This window comes from Maribacter aurantiacus, assembly GCF_005780245.1.
Lineage (GTDB): Bacteria > Bacteroidota > Bacteroidia > Flavobacteriales > Flavobacteriaceae > Maribacter > Maribacter flavus.
On the sequence record NZ_VBUK01000005.1, the window covers coordinates 174,152 to 194,398 of the forward strand.

At 43.5% G+C, this 20,247-nt stretch carries 16 protein-coding genes; 7 read left to right on the top strand and 9 right to left on the bottom strand.

What is annotated here, in order from left to right; all coding sequences use genetic code 11:
- Positions 1–23: 23 nt before the first annotated feature.
- Positions 24–1,220, top strand: coding sequence for a DegT/DnrJ/EryC1/StrS family aminotransferase (locus FEK29_RS10570; RefSeq protein ID WP_138258404.1), 1,197 nt, complete (start codon positions 24–26; stop codon positions 1,218–1,220).
- A 601-nt stretch (positions 1,221–1,821) separates the two neighbouring features.
- Here the strand turns inward: FEK29_RS10570 and ribB are convergent.
- The 8 genes from ribB to FEK29_RS10610 all read right to left on the bottom strand — a co-directional run bounded on the left by ribB (position 1,822) and on the right by FEK29_RS10610 (position 11,336).
- Positions 1,822–2,964, bottom strand: coding sequence for a 3,4-dihydroxy-2-butanone-4-phosphate synthase (ribB, locus tag FEK29_RS10575; RefSeq protein ID WP_138258405.1), 1,143 nt, complete (start codon positions 2,962–2,964; stop codon positions 1,822–1,824).
- Positions 2,954–4,393, bottom strand: coding sequence for an LptF/LptG family permease (locus tag FEK29_RS10580; protein WP_240042729.1), 1,440 nt, complete (start codon positions 4,391–4,393; stop codon positions 2,954–2,956). Before FEK29_RS10580 ends, ribB begins: the two co-directional genes overlap by 11 nt.
- A 74-nt stretch (positions 4,394–4,467) precedes the next feature.
- Positions 4,468–5,112, bottom strand: coding sequence for a LolA family protein (locus tag FEK29_RS10585; protein WP_138258407.1), 645 nt, complete (start codon positions 5,110–5,112; stop codon positions 4,468–4,470).
- A 27-nt stretch (positions 5,113–5,139) separates the two neighbouring features.
- Positions 5,140–7,512, bottom strand: coding sequence for an FtsK/SpoIIIE family DNA translocase (locus tag FEK29_RS10590; RefSeq protein WP_138258408.1), 2,373 nt, complete (start codon positions 7,510–7,512; stop codon positions 5,140–5,142).
- A 61-nt stretch (positions 7,513–7,573) separates the two neighbouring features.
- Positions 7,574–7,939: a diacylglycerol kinase family protein gene (locus FEK29_RS10595; RefSeq protein ID WP_138258409.1), complete on the bottom strand. Its 366-nt coding sequence runs from the start codon at positions 7,937–7,939 to the stop codon at positions 7,574–7,576.
- Positions 7,940–7,949: 10 nt separating this feature from the next.
- Positions 7,950–8,456: a thiol peroxidase gene (gene tpx, locus FEK29_RS10600; protein WP_138258410.1), complete on the bottom strand. Its 507-nt coding sequence runs from the start codon at positions 8,454–8,456 to the stop codon at positions 7,950–7,952.
- A 96-nt stretch (positions 8,457–8,552) separates the two neighbouring features.
- Positions 8,553–10,043, bottom strand: coding sequence for a Na+/H+ antiporter NhaC (gene nhaC, locus FEK29_RS10605; protein ID WP_138258411.1), 1,491 nt, complete (start codon positions 10,041–10,043; stop codon positions 8,553–8,555).
- Positions 10,044–10,112: 69 nt separating this feature from the next.
- A complete protein-coding gene (locus FEK29_RS10610; RefSeq protein WP_138258476.1) occupies positions 10,113–11,336 on the bottom strand; it encodes an aminotransferase class I/II-fold pyridoxal phosphate-dependent enzyme in 1,224 nt (407 codons plus the stop codon).
- Positions 11,337–11,489: 153 nt separating this feature from the next.
- On the opposite strand from FEK29_RS10610, the gene FEK29_RS10615 reads away from it, so the two are divergent.
- The gene (locus FEK29_RS10615; protein ID WP_138258412.1) at positions 11,490–11,948 is read left to right on the top strand and encodes an Lrp/AsnC family transcriptional regulator; all 459 of its coding nucleotides are present in this window, start codon (positions 11,490–11,492) and stop codon (positions 11,946–11,948) included.
- Positions 11,949–12,080: 132 nt separating this feature from the next.
- A complete protein-coding gene (lpdA, locus tag FEK29_RS10620) occupies positions 12,081–13,487 on the top strand; it encodes a dihydrolipoyl dehydrogenase (protein ID WP_138258413.1) in 1,407 nt (468 codons plus the stop codon).
- 234 nt (positions 13,488–13,721) lie between these two features.
- Here the strand turns inward: lpdA and FEK29_RS10625 are convergent, their stop codons facing one another.
- Positions 13,722–14,906, bottom strand: a complete 1,185-nt coding sequence (locus tag FEK29_RS10625; RefSeq protein WP_138258414.1) for a heparan-alpha-glucosaminide N-acetyltransferase domain-containing protein — start codon at positions 14,904–14,906, stop codon at positions 13,722–13,724.
- Positions 14,907–15,034: 128 nt separating this feature from the next.
- On the opposite strand from FEK29_RS10625, the gene FEK29_RS10630 reads away from it, so the two are divergent.
- Genes FEK29_RS10630 through FEK29_RS10645 form a run of 4 tightly spaced genes read left to right on the top strand, consistent with a single transcriptional unit; the run spans position 15,035 to position 20,197 of the window.
- Positions 15,035–15,571, top strand: a complete 537-nt coding sequence (locus tag FEK29_RS10630; RefSeq protein WP_138258415.1) for an NADPH-dependent FMN reductase — start codon at positions 15,035–15,037, stop codon at positions 15,569–15,571.
- 4 nt (positions 15,572–15,575) lie between these two features.
- Positions 15,576–16,874 carry an anthranilate synthase component I family protein gene (locus tag FEK29_RS10635; protein WP_138258416.1) on the top strand — a complete coding sequence of 433 codons (1,299 nt, stop codon included), beginning with the start codon at positions 15,576–15,578 and terminating at the stop codon, positions 16,872–16,874.
- Between the two features lie 36 nt (positions 16,875–16,910).
- On the top strand, positions 16,911–18,215 hold the full coding sequence (gene tilS, locus FEK29_RS10640; protein WP_138258417.1) for a tRNA lysidine(34) synthetase TilS: 1,305 nt from the start codon (positions 16,911–16,913) through the stop codon (positions 18,213–18,215).
- Positions 18,212–20,197 (top strand): protein-disulfide reductase DsbD family protein, encoded by a 1,986-nt coding sequence (locus FEK29_RS10645; protein WP_138258418.1) that lies wholly within the window; start codon positions 18,212–18,214, stop codon positions 20,195–20,197. Before tilS ends, FEK29_RS10645 begins: the two co-directional genes overlap by 4 nt.
- Positions 20,198–20,247 lie beyond the last annotated feature (50 nt).

The window sequence follows — 20,247 nt, forward strand, 5'->3', positions numbered from 1 at the left end:
TATTCTCATTTTAAAATAAGCATATGCCAGGTTTCGAATTATTTGGGGAAAAGGAAAAGCAAAGCGTCAACGAGGTCCTGGATACGGGCGTTTTGATGCGCTATGGATTTGATGGGGCACGGGAGGGGCATTGGAAGGCCAAGGAACTGGAAACGGCCTTATGTGCGAGAATGCAGGTTGCGCATGCGCAGGTAGTGAGCAGTGGCACGGCGGCCTTGACGGTGGCCTTGGCCAGTGCGGGCGTGGGAGCGGGGGACGAGGTGATCCTGCCCACCTTCACCTTTGTAGCCAGTTTTGAGTCGGTTTTAGCTATAGGCGCCGTCCCTATCTTGGTAGATGTGGACGATACGCTAACCCTGAAACCATTTTCAGTTGAAAAGGCCATCACGCCCAAAACGAAGGTGGTCATGCCAGTGCATATGTGTGGCTCCATGGCCGATTTGAAACCGTTAAAGGTCCTTTGCGAAACGCATGATCTAATTCTGTTAGAAGATGCCTGCCAGGCCATTGGTGGCAGTTATGAGGGCAAACCTTTGGGAAGCTATGGGGATTTGGGCTGTTTTTCCTTTGATTATGTAAAAACGATAACCTGCGGGGAAGGAGGGGCCTTGATCACCAATAATGCCGAATATCATAGCAATGCCGACCATTATTCCGATCACGGTCACGACCATGTGGGGAACAACCGGGGAGCGGAATCCCATCCTTTTTTAGGGTATAATTATAGAATTTCAGAACTGAACGCGGCCGTGGGGTGTGCCCAGATCCAACGTTTGGATGAATTCTTGGAAATTCAGGAGAAACATTATAGGGTTTTGTACGACGCATTAAAGGGGATTGAAGGAATTGGTTTTAGAAGGATTCCATCCGGTGGGGTTCAGAATTATTCCTTTTTAAATTTTTTCCTTCCGACGGAGGACCTGGCCAAAAAAGCACATACCGCACTGGGTGATGGGGGCGTGGATGCCTGTTTTTATTGGTATGACAATAACTGGCATTATTATCGAAAATGGGAACACCTAACGAACCTGACTTCCTTGGGAAAACTGCCGGATGAAGTCAAAAACAACCTTCCGGATTATTCCAAATCAGATTTCTCCGAATCCGACCATTGGATCGGCAGAACAATCTCCTGTCTCATAAAACTGAGTTGGACTGAGGCCGAAGTCAAAAAGCGCGCGAACGACATGGCCCAAATCTTAAAAAATATACTAAAGTGAACCCGTTGTTCATTTTGAATCTGTCACCTAATGGGTCAGATCGAGTGATTTTTCGCAATGAAATGAAGAAAAATTGTATCGAGAACGTTTTTATGGGCCAAAGGAACCTTCCCTTAGCGAAGGCGATGGGTTCTCGATACACTTGATTTTTGATAAAAAAATCAAAAATCAAGCACTCGAACTGACTTCTTGTGTAAAATTGTTAAAATGCACAACGTGTCAAAATGATTTAATACCAATTCAACATTCAATCCCATCCAATAAAATGTTTCTTTTCTCGCATTACTTCAAAATAAAAAAGTTGCGCAACTAAGGCTGCGCAACGTTTTTCTTTATTGTAATCCAAAAAAATATTCCATTTTCTTTGGCAGGTTTTAAAAATTGAATTGGTATAAACTGTGAAATATAGTTAAATCCAATGCTGATTAGAAAGGTGAAGTAAGTAAGAAAATGCTCCTGGCTATTTTAACAGCGATATATGATTTTTAATCCTTTCTCATACAACAACACGCAAATTATTATGGTATCGGAAAATACTTCTTACCTCTTTTGTCTAAAAGCGAAGCGGTCTTTGTTCTTAACAGGACAATACTCGTTTACATCAGTACGAAACATATTCCACAATTTCCAGACCGTAGCCCACAATACCCACTCTCTTGGTCTGTTGGCTGTTGGTGAGCAATCTCAATTTGGATATGTCCAGATCATGCAGAATCTGTGCGCCAATGCCAAAATCCTTGGCATCCATTTCTATTTTGGGAGCCTTGTGAATCCCTTGTTTTTGAAGTTCTTTTAACTCGGAAAGCCTCCCTAGAAGGTTTATGGATTCCAAATCTTGATTGATAAAAACAATAGCTCCCGTGCCTTCCTGATTGATGGCCTTGAACATGTTCTCCAATTGGGAATCCGCATTGTTGGTTAGCGTTCCCAAAATGTCATTGTTCACCAACGTGGAGTTGATACGTGTGAGCACCTTGTCCCCGAGGCCCCAGGAGCCTTTGGTCAAAGCTAGGTGAATGTGGTTATTGGTGGTTTGTTTGTAGGCCCGCAATCGATATTCCCCAAACCTTGTGGTAATGGGAAAATCAAGTTCTTTGTGGATCAGGCTATCGTGTTCCATTCGGTACGCCACCAAATCCTCTATGGATACGATTTTTAAATCGAACCTTTTGGCCACTTCTATCAATTGGGGGAGTCTGGCCATACTGCCGTCCTCGTTCATGATTTCAACGATGACCCCGGCGGGTTTCAACCCGGCGAGTCGGGCAAAATCTATCGCGGCCTCCGTGTGTCCCGTTCTCCTAAGTACGCCGCCTTCTTTTGCCACTAGGGGGAAAATGTGTCCGGGTCTAGCAAAATCATGCGGCTTAATAGTATCATCCGTTAGGGCGCAAACGGTCTTGGCCCTGTCGGACGCGGAGATACCAGTGGTCACCCCTTGTCCTCGTAGGTCAATGGAAACGGTAAATGCGGTTTCCAAGGGGTCAGTGTTGTTGTTGACCATTCGGTGCAGGCCCAGATATTCACATCTTCCTTCGGTTAAAGGGGCACAAATGAGTCCTCTTCCATGGGTGGCCATAAAATTGATGGTTTCTGGGGTTGCCAATTCCGCAGCCGCCAGAAAATCTCCTTCGTTCTCACGGTTTTCATCGTCCACAACAATGATTACCTTGCCATTGCGGATATCCTCTATGGCTTCCTCAATGGTATTCAATTGAATTTTATCCGCAAGATTAGACGTCATGACCTCCATTTTTTTGCTTCTTAAATAGGTTCTTGAAAAAATCTGTTATTACACCAAAGCTCATTAAACCTTTATCCTCGGTGGCCCTTTTGGTAAGGACAATGCTCAATGGCAACATGATGAGGGTGGAAAGCCAGGCGCCCAACATGGGGTGGATGTTTCCTTCCTTTGCATAATTACCTGCAAACACACCAATAAAATAATAGACCAAAAATAGCACAATTGCAATTACCATGGGCAGGCCCAGTCCGCCTTTCCGAATGATGGCACCCAAGGGAGCGCCCACAAAAAACAGGATAATACAAGAGAATGCCAATGCATATTTGTTATGCATGGAAAGTATATGCATGTTGTATATTTTATACCGTTTTTGCATTTCCTCCTTTTTTCCTTTGACAGAATTAAGGACATTGGTGGTGGCGTTTTTTGCCGAATTCACTACCTGCATTTGAAGGTAAAATGGAAAAATGTGGAAGATGTCCTCTTTTATGGAATCCTGTCGTGCCGGATTGTTTTTTAGCTTTTCCAGTTTTATCTGCCTAATGGAGTCCTGGGTTTTTTGTAGGGTCGACTTTATTTTTGCCGTATCGCTTGGGTCCAAGGGTTGGAACATCCCCATCCTGTTCCCGATGCTTTTGGAGAATGCCCTAACTATTCTGTAGTTATCATCCTTCAAGGAGTCAATATCTTTTCGCAACCTTGAAATATTTTTCATTTTGTCCGTACTGATATCACGTTCCTCTTCCAGATCCTCATTGTTCAATTCCGGGATTTCAATGTTCATGATGTAGGTGTCGAAATCGGCTTTGGCGTGTGGATATTTCAGCTTATTTTTTTTGGAATCGATATCATCGTAATAATGTCCGTCCGTAAGTATTAACTGCACGATATCAGAATCCTCGCTACTTACAAGTTCCCCTTGTTTGGATTTTATGACCACATTGTTTTGGCTTCTGTCATTTTTTTGATGGATGATGACGTTTCTAAGGTATCGGTCATTTTCGCCATATTTTTCATCTACCTTGATGTTCATCCCCTCAAAGTCACTAAAAACACCTTCCGCCACCACAGCTGCCGGTTTAACCTTGGCGATGTTCTTACGAAGATTGTAAATTTTGCGTTGTGATAATGGGATTACGGAATTGGCGAAAAAGAATGTGACGCCCCCCAGAATGGTTACAAAGACGATCAAGCTCAACATGGCCCTTTGTAGCGAGATACCCGATGCTTTCATAGCCGCGAACTCATAATTCTCTGCAAAGGCACCAAAGGTCAGAATGGAGGAGAGCAACACCGTGAGCGGTAGTACCTTTTCCGTGAGGTCCGGCATCAGGTAAAAAAGAAATTTTCCTATAATGATGATATCCAGACCCTTACCGGCCAAATCGTCTATAAAAAGCCAAATCGTTTGGAATATGAAGATGAACATCAATATTACAAACGAACTGACAAAATTAAAGGTAAACCTGGATAATATATACCGGTCTAGTATTCTCAATGGTGTTAATTTCTTAAGATGTAATAGCCTTCATCCTTGTATTTGGCTTCGTCAAAATTAAACAAGGTCGCCGATAATGGCTGATTTGTTTTAAAAGAATTAACAGTAATCGTGGTCTTTGTACCGTTCTTTCCAGTTTCTATAAGCCTGTAGATATGTTTTGTGCCCATATCGATTCCCAACAAGCGGGATTTTATTTCCGTGTTGGAGTCTATGGGGGTCAATTTTACGTACTGTATCTTTCTTCCCTGAACATTTTGCAGGATGTCCCACTCATAGTTATGGCCTTGCTTATAGAAAGTCAACATTTTTGATGGTGTCATGGCATCCTCTTCATTGGATTGGTCTTCAATGGTCACCTCCTCGTTTTCGGGAACAATGGTATAGACCTTTTTTCCATCGTAGAGCTGTTTTGAGCCCAGATAGTTGAATACATATTTGTCGCCTGCCAAGGTGACATCGCCCCGTGTTTCCTGGTTTATACCTGCCTCGGCATTTTTTAAGTCGAACTTAAAGTCCACAAAAATATTATTGTAGCTTTTTACCTTGTTGTAGACTTCGTCCAGCAGTGCCTTGGCCTTTTCAGGGGTTTGTGCGCTCAACATAGAAGCGGAAAGAACAAACGCGAATACCAATACTATTTTTTGCATGTTATGTAGTTTTAATTTTTGAGCCATTTATAGGCCTTCGTTATCCAATAATTGTTGTAGGGATGCCATATCGGGAATGAGTACTTGCCTTGCCTTGCTCCCTTCGAAAGGCCCGACAATTCCGGCTGCTTCCAGCTGATCGATGATTCGTCCCGCACGGTTATAGCCAAGCTTCAACTTTCGTTGTATGAGCGAGGCGGAACCTTGCTGGGCAATAACGATAACCTCTGCCGCTTCCCGGAACATCTTATCCCTGTCCTCAATATCATAATCAACACTCGTGCCAGAATCTTCGCCGATGTACTCAGGGAGTTCATGGGCCTCTGGGTAGGCACGTTGTGAACCGATATATTCCGTGATTTTGGCCACTTCGGGGGTGTCCACAAAGGCACACTGAATACGGGTAACATCGTTACCTTGTGTATACAGCATGTCACCACGGCCGATCAATTGGTCCGCGCCCTGGGCGTCCAAAATCGTTCTTGAATCTATTTTGGAAGTAACCCTAAAAGCGATTCTGGCGGGGAAGTTCGCTTTGATGATACCTGTTATTACGTTCACCGACGGTCTTTGCGTAGCAACGATAAGATGGATGCCTATTGCCCTGGCCAATTGCGCCAACCTTGCTATGGGCGTTTCCACCTCCTTACCGGCCGTCATGATCAGGTCCGCAAACTCATCGATGACCAAAACGATGTAGGGCAAATATTTATGACCGTCGTTCGGGTTCAACTTTCGTGCCTTGAACTTGGTATTGTATTCCTTAAGGTTCCGTACCATGGCCAATTTCAACAGTTCGTAACGGTTGTCCATTTCAATACACAGGGAGTTCAAGGTGTTGATAACTTTGGTATTGTCCGTGATGATGGCTTCTTCGGAGTCCGGCAGTTTCGCCAAGAAGTGCCGTTCGATTTTATTGTATAAGGTAAGCTCCACTTTCTTGGGGTCTACCAAAATGAACTTGACTTCGGCCGGATGTTTTTTGTACAAAAGCGAAGTCAAAACGGCGTTGAGTCCAACGGATTTACCTTGCCCCGTGGCACCTGCCATCAACAAGTGGGGCATTTTTGCCAGGTCCACCACAAAAGTTTCGTTGCTGATGGTTTTTCCGAAGGCGATCGGAAGTTCCATTTCCGCTTTTTGGAATTTGCTCGAAGCAATTACGGAGCGCATGGAAACGACCGTCGCGTTTTTATTGGGTACTTCTATCCCGATGGTTCCCTTGCCTGGAATTGGCGCGATGATCCTAATGCCCAATGCGGCCAAGGACAAGGCAATATCGTCCTCCAGGTTTTTGATCTTTGAAATACGGATACCGGCGTCCGGAACAATTTCATAAAGGGTTACCGTAGGTCCAATGGTCGCCTTGATTTGCGCGATACCGATTTTATAATTTTTGAGGGTTTCAACAATTTTGTCCTTGTTTTCCTCGAGCTCTTCCTGATTGATGGTAATTCCGCCGGAAACCCCATGGGCATCCAATAAATCGATGGTAGGGAATTTGTAATTGCCCAGTTCCAAGGTGGGGTCGAACTCACCAAAATCATCCACCAATTTACTGGCCAGTACGTCAATCTCCTCCGGTTCTTCCACAATTTGCTCCACTTCCATGGCCAGTTCTTCCTCATCCTCTTTGGGAACTGTAACCTTAAAGTCGTCTTCTTCCTTGTTCAGGTGCGGTATTTCTTCCTTATGGGTATAGGTGTCTACCAAAACTTGCTCCTCGTCATCAATGCCTAGAGGTATATCATCCTCAATATCATTATCCTCGGCAGGTCTGGCAGACCTAAAGTCGGCAGAGAGCTCCTTTCTTTTTGACTTAAAATACTCCGCAACACCTTCCGGTGTAACGTTGAAAAGTCGGACCAAAATGAATATCAGACCAAATATCAGCAATAGCAATACGCCAATTTTGCCCGTGTAATCCTGAAGGAAGTCGTTCATTTCATATCCTACGAGACCTCCCAACAACGGACTTTCAACGGCAAAGAAACCGAATGCTATGGAAAACCAAATGAGAAACAAAAGTCCCCAAATCCACTTTTTTGCCAAACCTTTTTTATCCAGTCCCAGGAACATATAAATCCCGGTTAGGCATAAAAGGACCGGGAGTATCAAAGAGGCTATGCCAAAACCCTTGTAGACAAAGAAATGACTGATGCTTGCCCCAAATTTGTTGAGCAGGTTCTTGGCTTCCTCGTTTCTGTTCTTGAATTCCGACAATAAACTTTGGTCATGCTCCCAAGAAAAGTAGAACGATACAAATGAAAAGAAAAGCGCTATACTAAAAAGAATCAGAAGGCTACCCAAAATAATCTTGTTCTGTTTGGATATCTTAAAAGGATTCCTCTTTTTGGTAGCTGTTGCCTTTGGCTTGGATTTGGATGCCTTTTTTGCCATGTAAAACGTATTCTGGGGGCAAAAGTACAAATTTACCCCCGAAGCCTTTTAGCTATTATTTTTAAAAAATTTTGGGAAAATAAATGATGCAGCCAACAATGCTTGCAGCTATGGACACCAACATGACCGCTCCTGCTGATATATCCTTAATAAGACCTATTTTGGTATCGAACTCCGGTTGTACGTAATCCGAAATCTTTTCAACGGCCGTGTTCATTCCCTCAATTCCCAGGACCAAGGCGATGGCAAAAATTTGCAAAATCCATTCCGTATTGGATATTTCAAAATAGAATCCGGCCGCGGTCATAACCAGCGTTATAAAAATCTGAATCTTTATACTGGCCTCCGTTCGTATCAACAAAAGGGCACCGCGAAGGGCGAAGCCAACGCTTTTTATTCTATTTACCAGAAAGGATTCTTTGGGCATTTTGCCGTATTTAGGAATCCATCAAAGCTTCAAGTGCAGCTTTATAGTTGGGTTCGTCCACAATTTCCGGAACTTGCTCCGTATACAAAACCGTTCCATTTTCGTCCAATACGACCACTGCCCTGGAATGAAGTGAGGTCAAGGGACCGTCAGTGAATTCCAGATTATAGGCTTTGCCAAAATTACCGTCCCTAAAATCGGAAAGCATTTCAACGTTCTCAATACCTTCCGCTCCGCAAAAACGTGCCTGAGCAAATGGTAAATCTTTGGAAATGCATAAAACTATGGTGTTATCAAGTTCCGCAGCCTCCTCGTTGAACTGTCTGACGGACTGGGCACAAGTTCCCGTATCCACACTTGGAAAAATGTTCAGAACCAATTTGGAACCTTGGTAATCCGAAAGCTTAACGGAAGAAAGGTCGTTCTTTGTGAGTTGAAAATCAGGGGCTTTGCTGCCAGTTGAAGGAAGGGTTCCCAAGGTATGGATTTCACCTCCTTTGAGTGTTACGGTTGCCATAGTGTTTCATTTTATTTGGAACGTGAAATTAAAAATATAAGCCCATACCTAAAAGCCAAATCCTTTAAAAAAAGGATAAATTTTCACTTTTAAATTTTAGGTGTTGCTTACTGTTTGGACCAACTTTTTGATTTTAATATTAAAGGCCGCAAAGATGAAGGTCATAATAGGGCTGAGCCAATTAAAAATGGCATATACAAAATACTCGGCCACGCCTACGCCCAAGACGCCGCTATGGTACGCTCCACATGTATTGTACGGAATTAACACGGAAGTTACCGTACCAGTATCCTCTAAGGTTCTACTTAGGTTTTCGGGGGCCAAACCTCTATCCTTGAAAGCTTGGGAGAACATTTTGCCCGGAACAACTATGGCCAGATATTGATCGGAGGCCGTACCATTTAAAACGATACAGCTGATTCCTGTGCTAAAAAACAGCCCAAAGGTTGACTTGGCCAAACCTAACAAAGCTTTTGTAATTCTTGAGAGTGCCCCAATTCCATCCATAATTCCCCCAAAAACCATGGCACAAACAATAAGCCAAATGGTTCCCAACATGCCTGCCATTCCCTTGGCAGAGAATAGGTCACTCAAAGACGCATTGTCCGTTGGAACATCGGTACTTACCGTAATTGCTTTTAAAATACCCTCGTATCCAGATTGAAAATTCAATTCCTTGGCACCTGTAATACCTGCCACAACTTCGGGCTGAAATATAAGGGCGAAAAGCGCCCCTAATAAAGTTCCTATGAGGAGAGCGGCCAAAGGCGGGGTTTTCTTCACGATCAATGCCACAACGACTATCGGTACTATAAAAAGCCATCCGTTTATATTGAATGAAGCATCTATGGAAGAAAGAATGGCATCAACATCCGCCTCACCACTGGTTTCAAGGTTGAAACCAATAATTATGAACACGATAAGCGTAACTGTTATGGTAGGCACGGTGGTCCATAACATATACTTTATGTGGGTGAACAACTCACCACCGGCCATAGCTGGCGCAAGATTCGTAGTGTCACTTAGTGGGGACAACTTATCGCCAAAATAAGCACCTGAAAGGATAGCTCCTGCCGTCATACCCAATGAAATTCCCAGGGTCTCGCCAATTCCAATCAATGCGATGCCCACAGTCGCGGCCGTGGTCCAACTACTACCCGTAGCTATCGAAATAACGGCACAAATGATGACACAGGCTGCTAAAAAAATAGTGGGATTTAAAATTTGGAGTCCGTAATAAATCATGGCCGGAATAATACCGCTAACGAGCCATGTTCCGGCCAATGCTCCCACCATCAATAATATTAGCAAGGCACCGGAAGTGGATTTGATGTTTTCGGCGACCTCGGCCAACATCTGTTTGTAGGGAACTTTCTTATAGATACCTACGATAGCTGCTACAGCCCCGCCTAAGAGAAGGATAAATTGATTTGAACCACTTAACGCGTCATCCCCAAACACATATACATTGTATGCCAGCATAATAACCAGCGCAACTACGGGTATTGTTGCTTCTAAAATGCTCAGTTCCTTATTATCAACAATATGCTCGTTCTCTCTATGTTTGTTGGTTTTCTGATCCGCCATCAACAATTTTCCGTTTGGTTATCCCGTAATATTACGATTTAAAGGAAAGATGTGCAACCCGATATTTTTTTACCCTAGTTTCATCGTATCGGCTTCAAGTATGTTTAGGTCAACCATGCATTGCTTCATCAAATCGTAGGTTCGGTGGATATCACTGTCCAAACCAATGGAAAAGCGGATAAGTCCATCACCCAAGCCCATGGCTTTTTGTTCATCCAAGGGAATTTCGGAGGAAGTGGAAGTGCCTGGGGCACTAAAAAGCGTTTTGTAAAAGCCCAGGCTGACCGCCAAGTAGCCTAATTTCCGTTCTTGCATCATCTCCATCAGGGAATTTGCATTTTCCAGGGAACCGACGTCAATCGTTAGGAGTCCGCCATATCCATACTGTGGATTCATTTGATCTTCCATGATCAAATGGCCGGGGTGTGAGGACAGTCCGGGATAGACGACCCGTAGACCATCTCGTTCAAATTTTTCGGCCAAGAACTGCGCATTTTCGCTGTGCTTTTTTATTCTGATATGCAAGGTTCGCATGTTTTTTAGTATGGAAGCGCCCCGTAGGCTATCCAACGTACTTCCCAAAAGCATTCCCGCACCATTGTTTACGTCCTTGAGGCTTAAACAAAATTCCTTCGTGCCGCAGACCGCTCCAGCCACACAATCGCTGGTGCCATTGATGAACTTGGTAAGGCTATGGATTACGATGTCGGCACCCAATTTGGCCGGAGTGATGGATAGGGGGGAGAACGTATTGTCCACTACCAACGGAATTCCGTTTTCCTTCGCAATTTTTGCCAATGCGGAAATATCCGCGACCTCCAACAAGGGGTTGCTCACACTCTCGCAATAAATTATTTTGGTCCTCGGCTTTATGGAGCTCGAAACCGCATCCAAATTGGTAATATCCAAGAATGTTATTTCAATATTGAACTTTTTTAAGAAGTTCTTCATAAAGGCATATGTACCTCCATAAATAGTTCTGCTGCTAATGATATGGTCTCCGGCATCGCATAATTGCAGGATGACGGCGGTAATCGCGCCCATTCCGCTCGCGGTAACGTTGGCCGTTTCCGTTCCCTCCAAAGCCGCCAAGGCTTCCCCTAAATAGAGGTTGGAAGGGGAGGAGTGCCTACTGTAGAGATAACATCCTTCCGTGTTCCCTTCAAAGGTATCGAACATTGTTTTGGCGGATAGAAACGTGTAGGTCGATGAATCTGAAATGGAAGGATTCACCCCACCAAACTCACCAAAATACTGTAGATCCTGTAAATCGTTTGCTTCTTTATGGCCCATAATTGTAACATTTGTCATCAAAAATATATTTATTTAGATGAATTGTCAATCAAAATGTATTTTTGTAGAAAAATAATCTATAATATTCCGATTCTTGGAAAATTAGTTTAAGAGGAAGCTTTGGAATGTTAATTTTTAGAATAAAATTCGGTTATGAAGTTTGATGAAATCGATGAAAAATTATTGGGCCTATTGCAGACCGATTGTAAAAAGACGACAAAGGAGTATGCGGATACCCTTGGGCTTTCTACCACTGCGGTGTACGAAAGAATCAAGAGGTTAGAACGCGCCAAGGTCATTACATCCTATGTGGCGCTGATCGATAGGTTTACCGTGGATAAAGGTTTTACGGCCTTTTGCCATGTGAAGTTGGTACAGCATACACGGGACAATATCCGTCATTTTGAACGTGAAATAGGCAAGCTCCATGAAGTAGTGGAATGTCATCACCTAAGCGGGGATTTTGATTATATCCTTAAAATCCATGTAAGGGACATGGAGGATTATAGGAATTTTATGGTTTCCAAGTTAACGGCCATACCGCATATTGGCAGCACCCAAAGTTCCTTTACCATAAAAGAAGTGAAGCATTCTACCGTTATACCGCTGTAAAATTCAAAAAAGCAGTAATTTTACCACACTAAATGCATAGTCGAATACTATGGGTTTTTTGAACTTTAACTGAATATCGAAATTAGTGTCGGAATGCACTAAATCTCGAATAGCGCGTAAAAATTAAAATTTATGAATCAATACGATGTAGCCATTATCGGCTCGGGTCCTGGAGGATATGTGAGTGCCATTAGATGTGCCCAATTAGGAATGAAAACCGCAATTATTGAAAAATATCCCACTTTGGGGGGAACCTGCTTGAATGTGGGATGCATTCCATCCAAAGCCCTTTTGGATTCATCGCACCATTATGCGGATGCCATCAACCATTTTGAGGAGCATGGTATCGAGATTCCCGGGGAGGTAAAGGTAAACCTGAAGCAGATGATCGCCAGAAAGCAAGGGGTCGTAGATCAAACCACTAAAGGCATCCAGTTTTTGATGGACAAAAATAAAATCGATGTCTACGAGGGGGTGGGAAGTTTCAAGGATGCTACCCATGTCAATATCAAGAAGAATGATGGAAAAACGGAGACCATCGAGGCCAAGAACATCATCATCGCCACAGGTTCCAAACCTGCTTCGTTACCATTCATAAACATCGATAAGGAACGCATCATTACCTCTACCGAAGCCTTAAAACTTACCGAAATTCCAAAACATATGATCGTTATTGGAGGCGGGGTGATAGGTCTGGAATTGGGCCAGGTGTATAGCCGTTTGGGTGCCGAGGTTACCGTGGTGGAATATATGGACCGAATCATACCCGGCATGGATGGGGCGCTTTCCAAGGAGCTCATGAAGGTCCTTAAAAAACAGAAAATTAAGTTTGCCCTTTCGCACAAGGTAAAATCGGTCGAACGTAAAGGTAAAAAGATAACGGTAAAAGCCGATGACAAAAAAGGCACCGAAGTCGTTTTTGAAGGCGACTATTGTTTGGTATCCGTAGGAAGGAAACCTTACACTGAAGGACTCAATCTTGAAGCGGCCGGTGTGAAAATGGATGACAGGGGCCGAGTAGAGGTCGATGGACATCTTAAAACCAACGTAGACAATATATATGCCATTGGTGACGTAGTCAAAGGAGCGATGCTTGCGCATAAAGCAGAAGAAGAAGGTACTTTGGTAGCCGAACAATTGGCAGGTCAGAAGCCGCATATCGATTATAACCTGATTCCGGGCGTAGTGTACACTTGGCCAGAAGTCGCCGCCGTTGGTAAAACGGAAGAGGAACTAAAGGAGGCTGGAGTGGACTATAAAGTGGGTCAATTTCCTATGAGGGCTTTAGGCCGTGCGCGAGCAAGTATGGACATTGACGGATTCGTAAAGATATTGGCCGATAAGAAAACCGATGAAGTGTTGGGTGTCCACATGATTGGGGCCCGTTGTGCCGATTTGATTACGGAGGCCGTTACCGCCATGGAATTTAGGGCATCCGCCGAGGACATTTCCAGAATGAGCCATGCACACCCAACCTATGCGGAAGCGGTAAAAGAGGCCGCGCTTGCCGCCACGGAGGACCGTGCGTTGCATATTTAATCCGAAGTATGGTTTAAAAAAATGCCGTTTCAAAATACTTGAAACGGCATTTTTCATTGATACCGACAAAAGGTTTGGTTTCAAATGGATTCGCCAAAAATTAATTAATTGTAACCAAAAAAACCTTATGTACTTTTCAATAGGATGTTTATTTTTCCTAACTCCTAACTCCTAACTCCTAACTCCTAACTCCTAACTCCTAACTCCTAGCTCCTAACTCCTAACTCCTAACTCCTAACTCCTCTGTAGCCCTAAAAACTGAACCAATCTAAACAGCAGGGTTCTAAGTAGGTTAAACCCTATAATTAGTAATCGCTCCGCCTGCACTTTAATAAGTAGGACAATCTGATGTAACTGCTCCTTGATCCAGACCTTTTTATTCTCATAGCCAAGTGCCAGATACGAACAGACGACCATAAAGGTGATGGCACCAATGATGGCCATCCAAGGATTCAAAGAATGATGGAAAAATCGGTAGAGACCAAGTCCCGTAAAACTTCCGTAAAGGATAATGAAGTGGATTATATAAATGGAAAGGGTACTCTGACCCAACCGCAGTCCGGTTTTGTTGGTCAGGAACTTTCTAAACAGCATAAAAATGGAGAATACAACGAATACGTCTCCCAGCCTAATGAACAGATAGTTATTGGATACGACATCGGCAAAAATTTGTAATCCGGTAATTTCATTTAATAGTGCAAAGAAGTCCGAAGAATACCACATCAGTGTAAACCCTATCAGTGCAAATGTTGGTATGGCAACCGTATATAAATTTTGGTGTTCCTTAAATCTTGTAAAGACAAGCGAAAGGAACGCACCCATGGTAGTGTAGCCAAACCAAGGTATTATGGTAAAAACGGAACCGTTGGTTTTGGTCAGGTAGTTCGCTATCCAAGTGGGTAAACCATTATATTCCAGTGTTTTGTATTTCGGTTCAAAAATGAACAACAGCAGTGTAGTGGACAAAAGAAGGAAGGAAAACAGCCAATATTTGGATTTGGCTGTCAACACGTAATACGTAATGATTCCTAAGATTGAAAACCCGATGCAGTGCAATACATCCACCAGATAGAAGGAGCTGTAAATTTCCCCTTTAAAGAGTCCCCAAAGATTTAGGCGTAAGAGATAACCAATAAATAGTAACTGTAAGCCTCTCTTGATACCTTTTTTTACCCTGGGGTTCTGCCAACCACGTTCCGGAACCCTGATCAATAGATAGGTAAATATAAAACCGGATACGGTAAAGAAAACAGGCGCCGTAATCCCTCTAAAATATTTCCAAACGTTGAAAACGGTATTTGAGGAATCCCTATAAAGCGGGTCGAGGAGTCCATCAATAAAATGCCCTTGTAGCATCATTAGGATGGCCCATGCCCGTATGGCATCGATAAAGAATAGTCTTGTGGTACGTTTGTCCATTCCAAATTTTAACTACCCTATATACTTAATTTACAGGGTGGTTGGATGTTTTCTAGCGCGAAATTAGATAAAATACTGTTAACTAAGTGGCTTTTGGCTAATTTAGTCCTTTTAAAAATTGACCGCTTATGTCCTTTATCCTCGCCTTTGCCGGAAGTAATTCTTCGGCTTCCATAAATTTTGAACTCGTAAAATATACGTGCTCCTTGATAGGAACTGAGGAAGTCCGACTCATGAACATGAGCAATTGTCCGTTTCCCATGTATAGTATGGACTATGAGAAGGAACACGGATATTCAAATGCCCTCAATGAATTCAAGCGGGATATCCAGTTTTCCAAGGGTGTGATTATTTCGGTAAATGAACATAATAGCTATCCTTCTGCTTATTTCAAAAATTTGTTGGATTGGTTATCCCGGTTGGATCGCGATTTTATTTGGGATAAGAAGGTGCTTCTAATGGCTACCTCGCCCGGAAAGCGTGGAGGTATCGGAGCTTTGGAAGTAAGTTCCGCCCTCTTAAAAAGGTTTGGGGCCCATATTGTGGGCACCTTTTCCCTGCCCCAGTTCAAGGAGAATTTTGATGCCTATAAGGGTATCGTGGATGCCGACTTGGCCCAGGCGCACCAAAATTTGTTGAAGGATTTTCTAAAGGTAATAGACTAGGCTGTTGCGGCAACGACTCCTGCATACCGTTGATGACATCGGTGCTTTCAAACGCTCGGTGCTTCGTTGGGCGCAGCGTTTCGATGAAATTGTATGGTTGGACTCCAACAGTCATCAAAACTCTTATACCTCCTTTGAAGCACTGCTTGCCGTGGATGGCCTCACGGCAATTTCTACGGATCACCACAACGCCTTTGAGGATTTAAAGGCCTATCAGTCGCAAGTGAACGACTGGATTTTTGGCTATCTCTCCTACGATTTAAAGAACGATGTGGAAGCCCTTGAATCCCAAAATTTTGACGGACTGGAATTTCCGGAGCTCTATTTCTTTCAGCCAAAGAAAATTATTCAAATCCAGGGTTCCCAGGTTGAATTTCTGTACTTGGATATGGTCGCCGATGAGATGCAGTCCGACTTTGAGTCGATTTCCCAAAATGATTTCGAGGAAGACATCGGCTTTCAACATGAGCAGCCGTCCATAAAAATGCGGATTTTCAAGGATGAATATTTCAACAAGGTTTCCCTAATATTGGACCACATCCATCAAGGCGATATATATGAGGTAAATTTTTGTCAGGAATTTTATTGTGAAGGCTTTGATATGAATCCTTTGCCCGTCTATGAACGCTTGAACGCCATTTCAAGACCGCCCTTCGCGACCTTCATGAAGCTCTTCGGCAACTATGTGCTATGTGCCAGTCCGGAACGATTTTTAAGGAAAGTCGGTACAAAAATAGTTTCACAGCCCATAAAAGGAACGGCGGCCCGTTCACTAGACCCAAAAAAGGATGCAGAACTGAAACGACATTTGGAAAAGGACCAAAAGGAGCGTTCAGAGAATGTGATGATCGTGGATTTGGTGCGTAACGACTTGTCCAAAACTGCCCTAAAGGGAAGCGTACAGGTGGAGGAACTCTGCAAAGTGTATTCCTTTGCCCAGGTACATCAAATGATTTCAACGGTATGCTGTGAGGTGAAAAAAGATGAAAACCCTGTGGATATTATAAAAAACTGTTTCCCTATGGGCAGTATGACCGGGGCCCCCAAAGTGTCTGCCATGCAGATTATAGAGGACTTGGAATCGTTCAAAAGGGGCGTATACAGTGGGGCGGTAGGATATTTTACGCCAAAGGGCGATTTTGACTTCAACGTGGTCATACGCAGCATCCTATACAACAGTTCCAAAAAGTATCTTTCCTATGCCGTTGGTAGCGCCATTACGGCAATGTCCAACCCGGAAAAGGAGTATTTGGAATGTCTGTTAAAGGCCAAGGCGATGCGACAGGTTTTGGAAGAGGTTTAAGATTATGTGAATTTCTTAATTGGTTAACTTTGTGCCATGCTCAAGGATTTTCAATCGCACATCTTGGATAACTTCCCGGAACTGACAAAAAATAAATTTTTATTGGCGTGCAGTGGGGGGTTGGATAGTGTTTTGCTGTCTTACCTCTGTAAGGAAAGCGAGATGGATTTCATTTTGGCACATTGTAATTTTAGGTTGCGCGGAGCGGCTAGCGATGGCGACGAGAAATTTGTAAAGGAATTGGGCAATCGATTGGGAAGACCGGTACTTGTGACCCATTTTGATACGATGGGTTATGTACATAGTCATAGGGTGTCGGTGCAAATGGCGGCCAGGGAGCTGCGATACCAATGGTTCAAGGGATTGATGGAAGAACATGGAATAGCCTATTTGGTTATGGCGCATCATGCCGATGACAATCTGGAAACCTTTCTCATAAATTTGTCCCGCGGAACCGGAATCGATGGTTTGACCGGCATTCCCGAAGCAACTGGCCAAATTAGGCGACCGCTTTTGAAATATACCCGGGATACGATTTTGGCCCATGCCAAAGAAATGGATCTACAATGGCGGGAGGACGAAAGCAATGCCGATACCAAGTATTTGCGCAATAAAATCCGACAGGAAATTGTCCCGAAATTAAAGGAACTGCATCCTGCCTTTATGGAAAATTTTGAACGCACCTTGGGCTTTCTCAAGGAAACCCAGGAAATTTCGGAAAATGAACTGGAGAGGGTTAGGGAACGGCTTTTCCAAAGGGAAAACCAGTATTTGAAGATTTCCGTATCGGAATTAAAAAAACTCCGGCCTCTCCATGGCTACCTATACGGACTGTTCAAGGAATTTGGTTTTACGGAATGGCAGAACGTAGCGGAACTATTGGACGCCATGAGCGGTAAATCTGTCTATTCTGCTGAATATGTATTGCTGAAGAATCGGGATTACTTGATTTTGGCCAAAAAAACGGCACAGGAAAAGGGAGTTTTTGAAATTGAAGAGGGCGACTTTAAAATCGATTACCCCATTGGCTTGGAAGGTAAAGAGGTATTGGAAAAAAAGGATACTACTGCCCGTATAATTTATTTGGATAAAAACACGTTAAAATATCCGTTAACCGTAAGGAAATGGGAGAAAGGCGACTATTTTTATCCCTTGGGGATGAAGGGCAAAAAGAAATTGTCCAAGTACTTTAAGGATGAAAAATTGGATCTTTTTTCCAAACAGGAACAATGGTTGCTTTGCTCTGGCGATGCAATCGTTTGGGTAATAGGTAGGCGGGCGGATGACCGATTTAAAGTAACGGAATCAACAAAAGAGATACTAAGCGTAGCATTATTATGAAGCAACTAATTTTCGGAATTTTCATTCTATTATTATCATTTGTGGGCCGTTCCCAGAGCGATGAAAATCCGGTCATTTGGAGCCATGAGGTCAATAAGATTTCGGATACGGAATTTGAGCTGATTATCAAAGGCGACATTCACGAGGGATGGCATGTGTATTCCCAGTTCACGGACGAAGGAGGTGCCTTGCCCAGTGAATTCAAATTCTTTGAAGTAGATAAGGACTACGCTTTGGTGGGCGATACAAAGGAGAGTGCCACCGTGAAGGAATTCAGTGATATTTTTGAGGTAGAGGAAACCTTTTTTAAGGAAGAGGCCATCTTTACCCAGCGGATAAAACTGTTGAATCCGGAGATCAAACAAGTAAAGGTCAACCTATTTTATCAGGTCTGTAAGGAAGTCTGTATCCCTGCCGATATTGATTTTGTGTTTTCCTTGGACGGTTCCAAGGCCGTGACGGAAACCCTTGCACTGGATGAAAAAAGCAAGATGTTGACGGCGAACCTAAAATTGGATTTAAAGAACAAGGCCTTGTTGAGTCAGGGTCAGGAGAATATTGGTTCAGGTTCCAATCTGTGGGTGATTTTTGCCCTCGGATTTTTGGGAGGGCTTATCGCCCTTTTGACCCCGTGCGTATTTCCCATGATTCCCTTAACGGTTTCCTTTTTCACCAAACATTCGGAGAAAAAATCAAAGGGGATAGCGAATGCCTTGCTCTATGGCTTTTTCATCGTATTGATCTATTTCCTGTTGAGTCTTCCGTTTCATTTATTTGATTCGGTCGATTCTCAAATACTGAATACCATAGCCACCAACGTTTGGCTGAACTTGGCGTTTTTCGCCATTTTCATCTTCTTTGCCTTTTCTTTTTTCGGCTATTACGAATTGACCCTACCCAGTTCCTGGGCGAATAAAATGGATGCGGCATCCTCAAAGATTGGAGGGGCTTTGGGCATCTTTTTTATGGCCGTGACCTTGGCCATTGTTTCGTTTTCCTGTACGGGACCCATTTTGGGCGGACTATTGGGAGGTACGACCTTGGCCGAAGGCGATGTGGCTACTAATCTATCTGCTGGGATGACCGGATTTGGCGTGGCGTTGGCCTTTCCGTTTGCACTCTTTGCGTTATTCCCGGCCTGGCTGAACTCCTTGCCAAAATCTGGCGGATGGATGACCACGGTAAAAGTGGTATTGGGATTTTTGGAGATTGCCTTGGCCTTGAAATTCCTTTCCAATGCCGATTTGGTAGGTCATTGGGGAATCCTAAAAAGAGAGGTTTTTATTGGAATTTGGATTCTCATAGGAATATTGATAACATTATACCTCTTTGGTGTTTTTAAATTCCCGCATGACAGTCCCAAAGGAAAACTTTCCATAGGCAGAAAGGCCGTTGGCGTGGTGAGTGCGGCATTTAGTTTGTACTTGATTTTAGGATTGACGGGGATTTCAAATCTGAAATTGTTAAGCGGTTTCCCACCACCGGAATTTTACAGTGTTTTTGAAAAGGAATCCGATTGTCCCCTGGGCATTGACTGCTTTAAGGACTTTGAAACGGGATTGGCCTACGCCAAGGAACAGGAAAAACCTATTTTGTTGGATTTTACCGGATGGGCCTGTGTCAATTGTCGGAAAATGGAAGAAAATGTATGGAGCGAACCGGATGTCTATCAGATTTTGAAAAATGATTACGTTCTTATTTCACTATATGTAGACGATAGAAAGGAACTTCCAGAGGCCGAGCAGTTTACGTTTCAATATGACTCGGGCCGAACCAAGCGCATCGGTAACATTGCCCAAAAGTGGGGTACTTTTCAGGATGTGAACTTCAATGCGGTATCGCAACCTTTCTATGTGCTGCTCTCGCCGGACTTGGAGGTGTTGAACACGGCCATCCAGAACACCGATGCAGATACCTACAGAACCTGGTTGCAGGAAGGGCTACGAAATTATGAAGGAAAGGGATTTTCCAGCAATCCGTAAGAAATAGGATACCGTCTTTTGGCTTCAAAAATTTAACCTTAAATTACGGG

What these genes read in the sequence shown, in the direction of transcription:
- FEK29_RS10595 (WP_138258409.1), bottom strand. Translation starts at nt 7,939, where the DNA reads ATGCCCAAAGAATCCTTTCTGGTAAATAGAATAAAAAGCGTTGGCTTC.
- FEK29_RS10580 (WP_240042729.1), bottom strand. Translation starts at nt 4,393, where the DNA reads ATGTTCATCTTCATATTCCAAACGATTTGGCTTTTTATAGACGATTTG.
- nhaC (WP_138258411.1), bottom strand. Translation starts at nt 10,043, where the DNA reads ATGGCGGATCAGAAAACCAACAAACATAGAGAGAACGAGCATATTGTT.
- FEK29_RS10590 (WP_138258408.1), bottom strand. Translation starts at nt 7,512, where the DNA reads ATGGCAAAAAAGGCATCCAAATCCAAGCCAAAGGCAACAGCTACCAAA.
- FEK29_RS10615 (WP_138258412.1), top strand. Translation starts at nt 11,490, where the DNA reads ATGAAGTTTGATGAAATCGATGAAAAATTATTGGGCCTATTGCAGACC.
- FEK29_RS10625 (WP_138258414.1), bottom strand. Translation starts at nt 14,906, where the DNA reads ATGGACAAACGTACCACAAGACTATTCTTTATCGATGCCATACGGGCA.
- tpx (WP_138258410.1), bottom strand. Translation starts at nt 8,456, where the DNA reads ATGGCAACCGTAACACTCAAAGGAGGTGAAATCCATACCTTGGGAACC.
- ribB (WP_138258405.1), bottom strand. Translation starts at nt 2,964, where the DNA reads ATGACGTCTAATCTTGCGGATAAAATTCAATTGAATACCATTGAGGAA.
- FEK29_RS10610 (WP_138258476.1), bottom strand. Translation starts at nt 11,336, where the DNA reads ATGGGCCATAAAGAAGCAAACGATTTACAGGATCTACAGTATTTTGGT.
- lpdA (WP_138258413.1), top strand. Translation starts at nt 12,081, where the DNA reads ATGAATCAATACGATGTAGCCATTATCGGCTCGGGTCCTGGAGGATAT.
- FEK29_RS10630 (WP_138258415.1), top strand. Translation starts at nt 15,035, where the DNA reads ATGTCCTTTATCCTCGCCTTTGCCGGAAGTAATTCTTCGGCTTCCATA.
- FEK29_RS10570 (WP_138258404.1), top strand. Translation starts at nt 24, where the DNA reads ATGCCAGGTTTCGAATTATTTGGGGAAAAGGAAAAGCAAAGCGTCAAC.
- FEK29_RS10645 (WP_138258418.1), top strand. Translation starts at nt 18,212, where the DNA reads ATGAAGCAACTAATTTTCGGAATTTTCATTCTATTATTATCATTTGTG.
- FEK29_RS10585 (WP_138258407.1), bottom strand. Translation starts at nt 5,112, where the DNA reads ATGCAAAAAATAGTATTGGTATTCGCGTTTGTTCTTTCCGCTTCTATG.
- tilS (WP_138258417.1), top strand. Translation starts at nt 16,911, where the DNA reads ATGCTCAAGGATTTTCAATCGCACATCTTGGATAACTTCCCGGAACTG.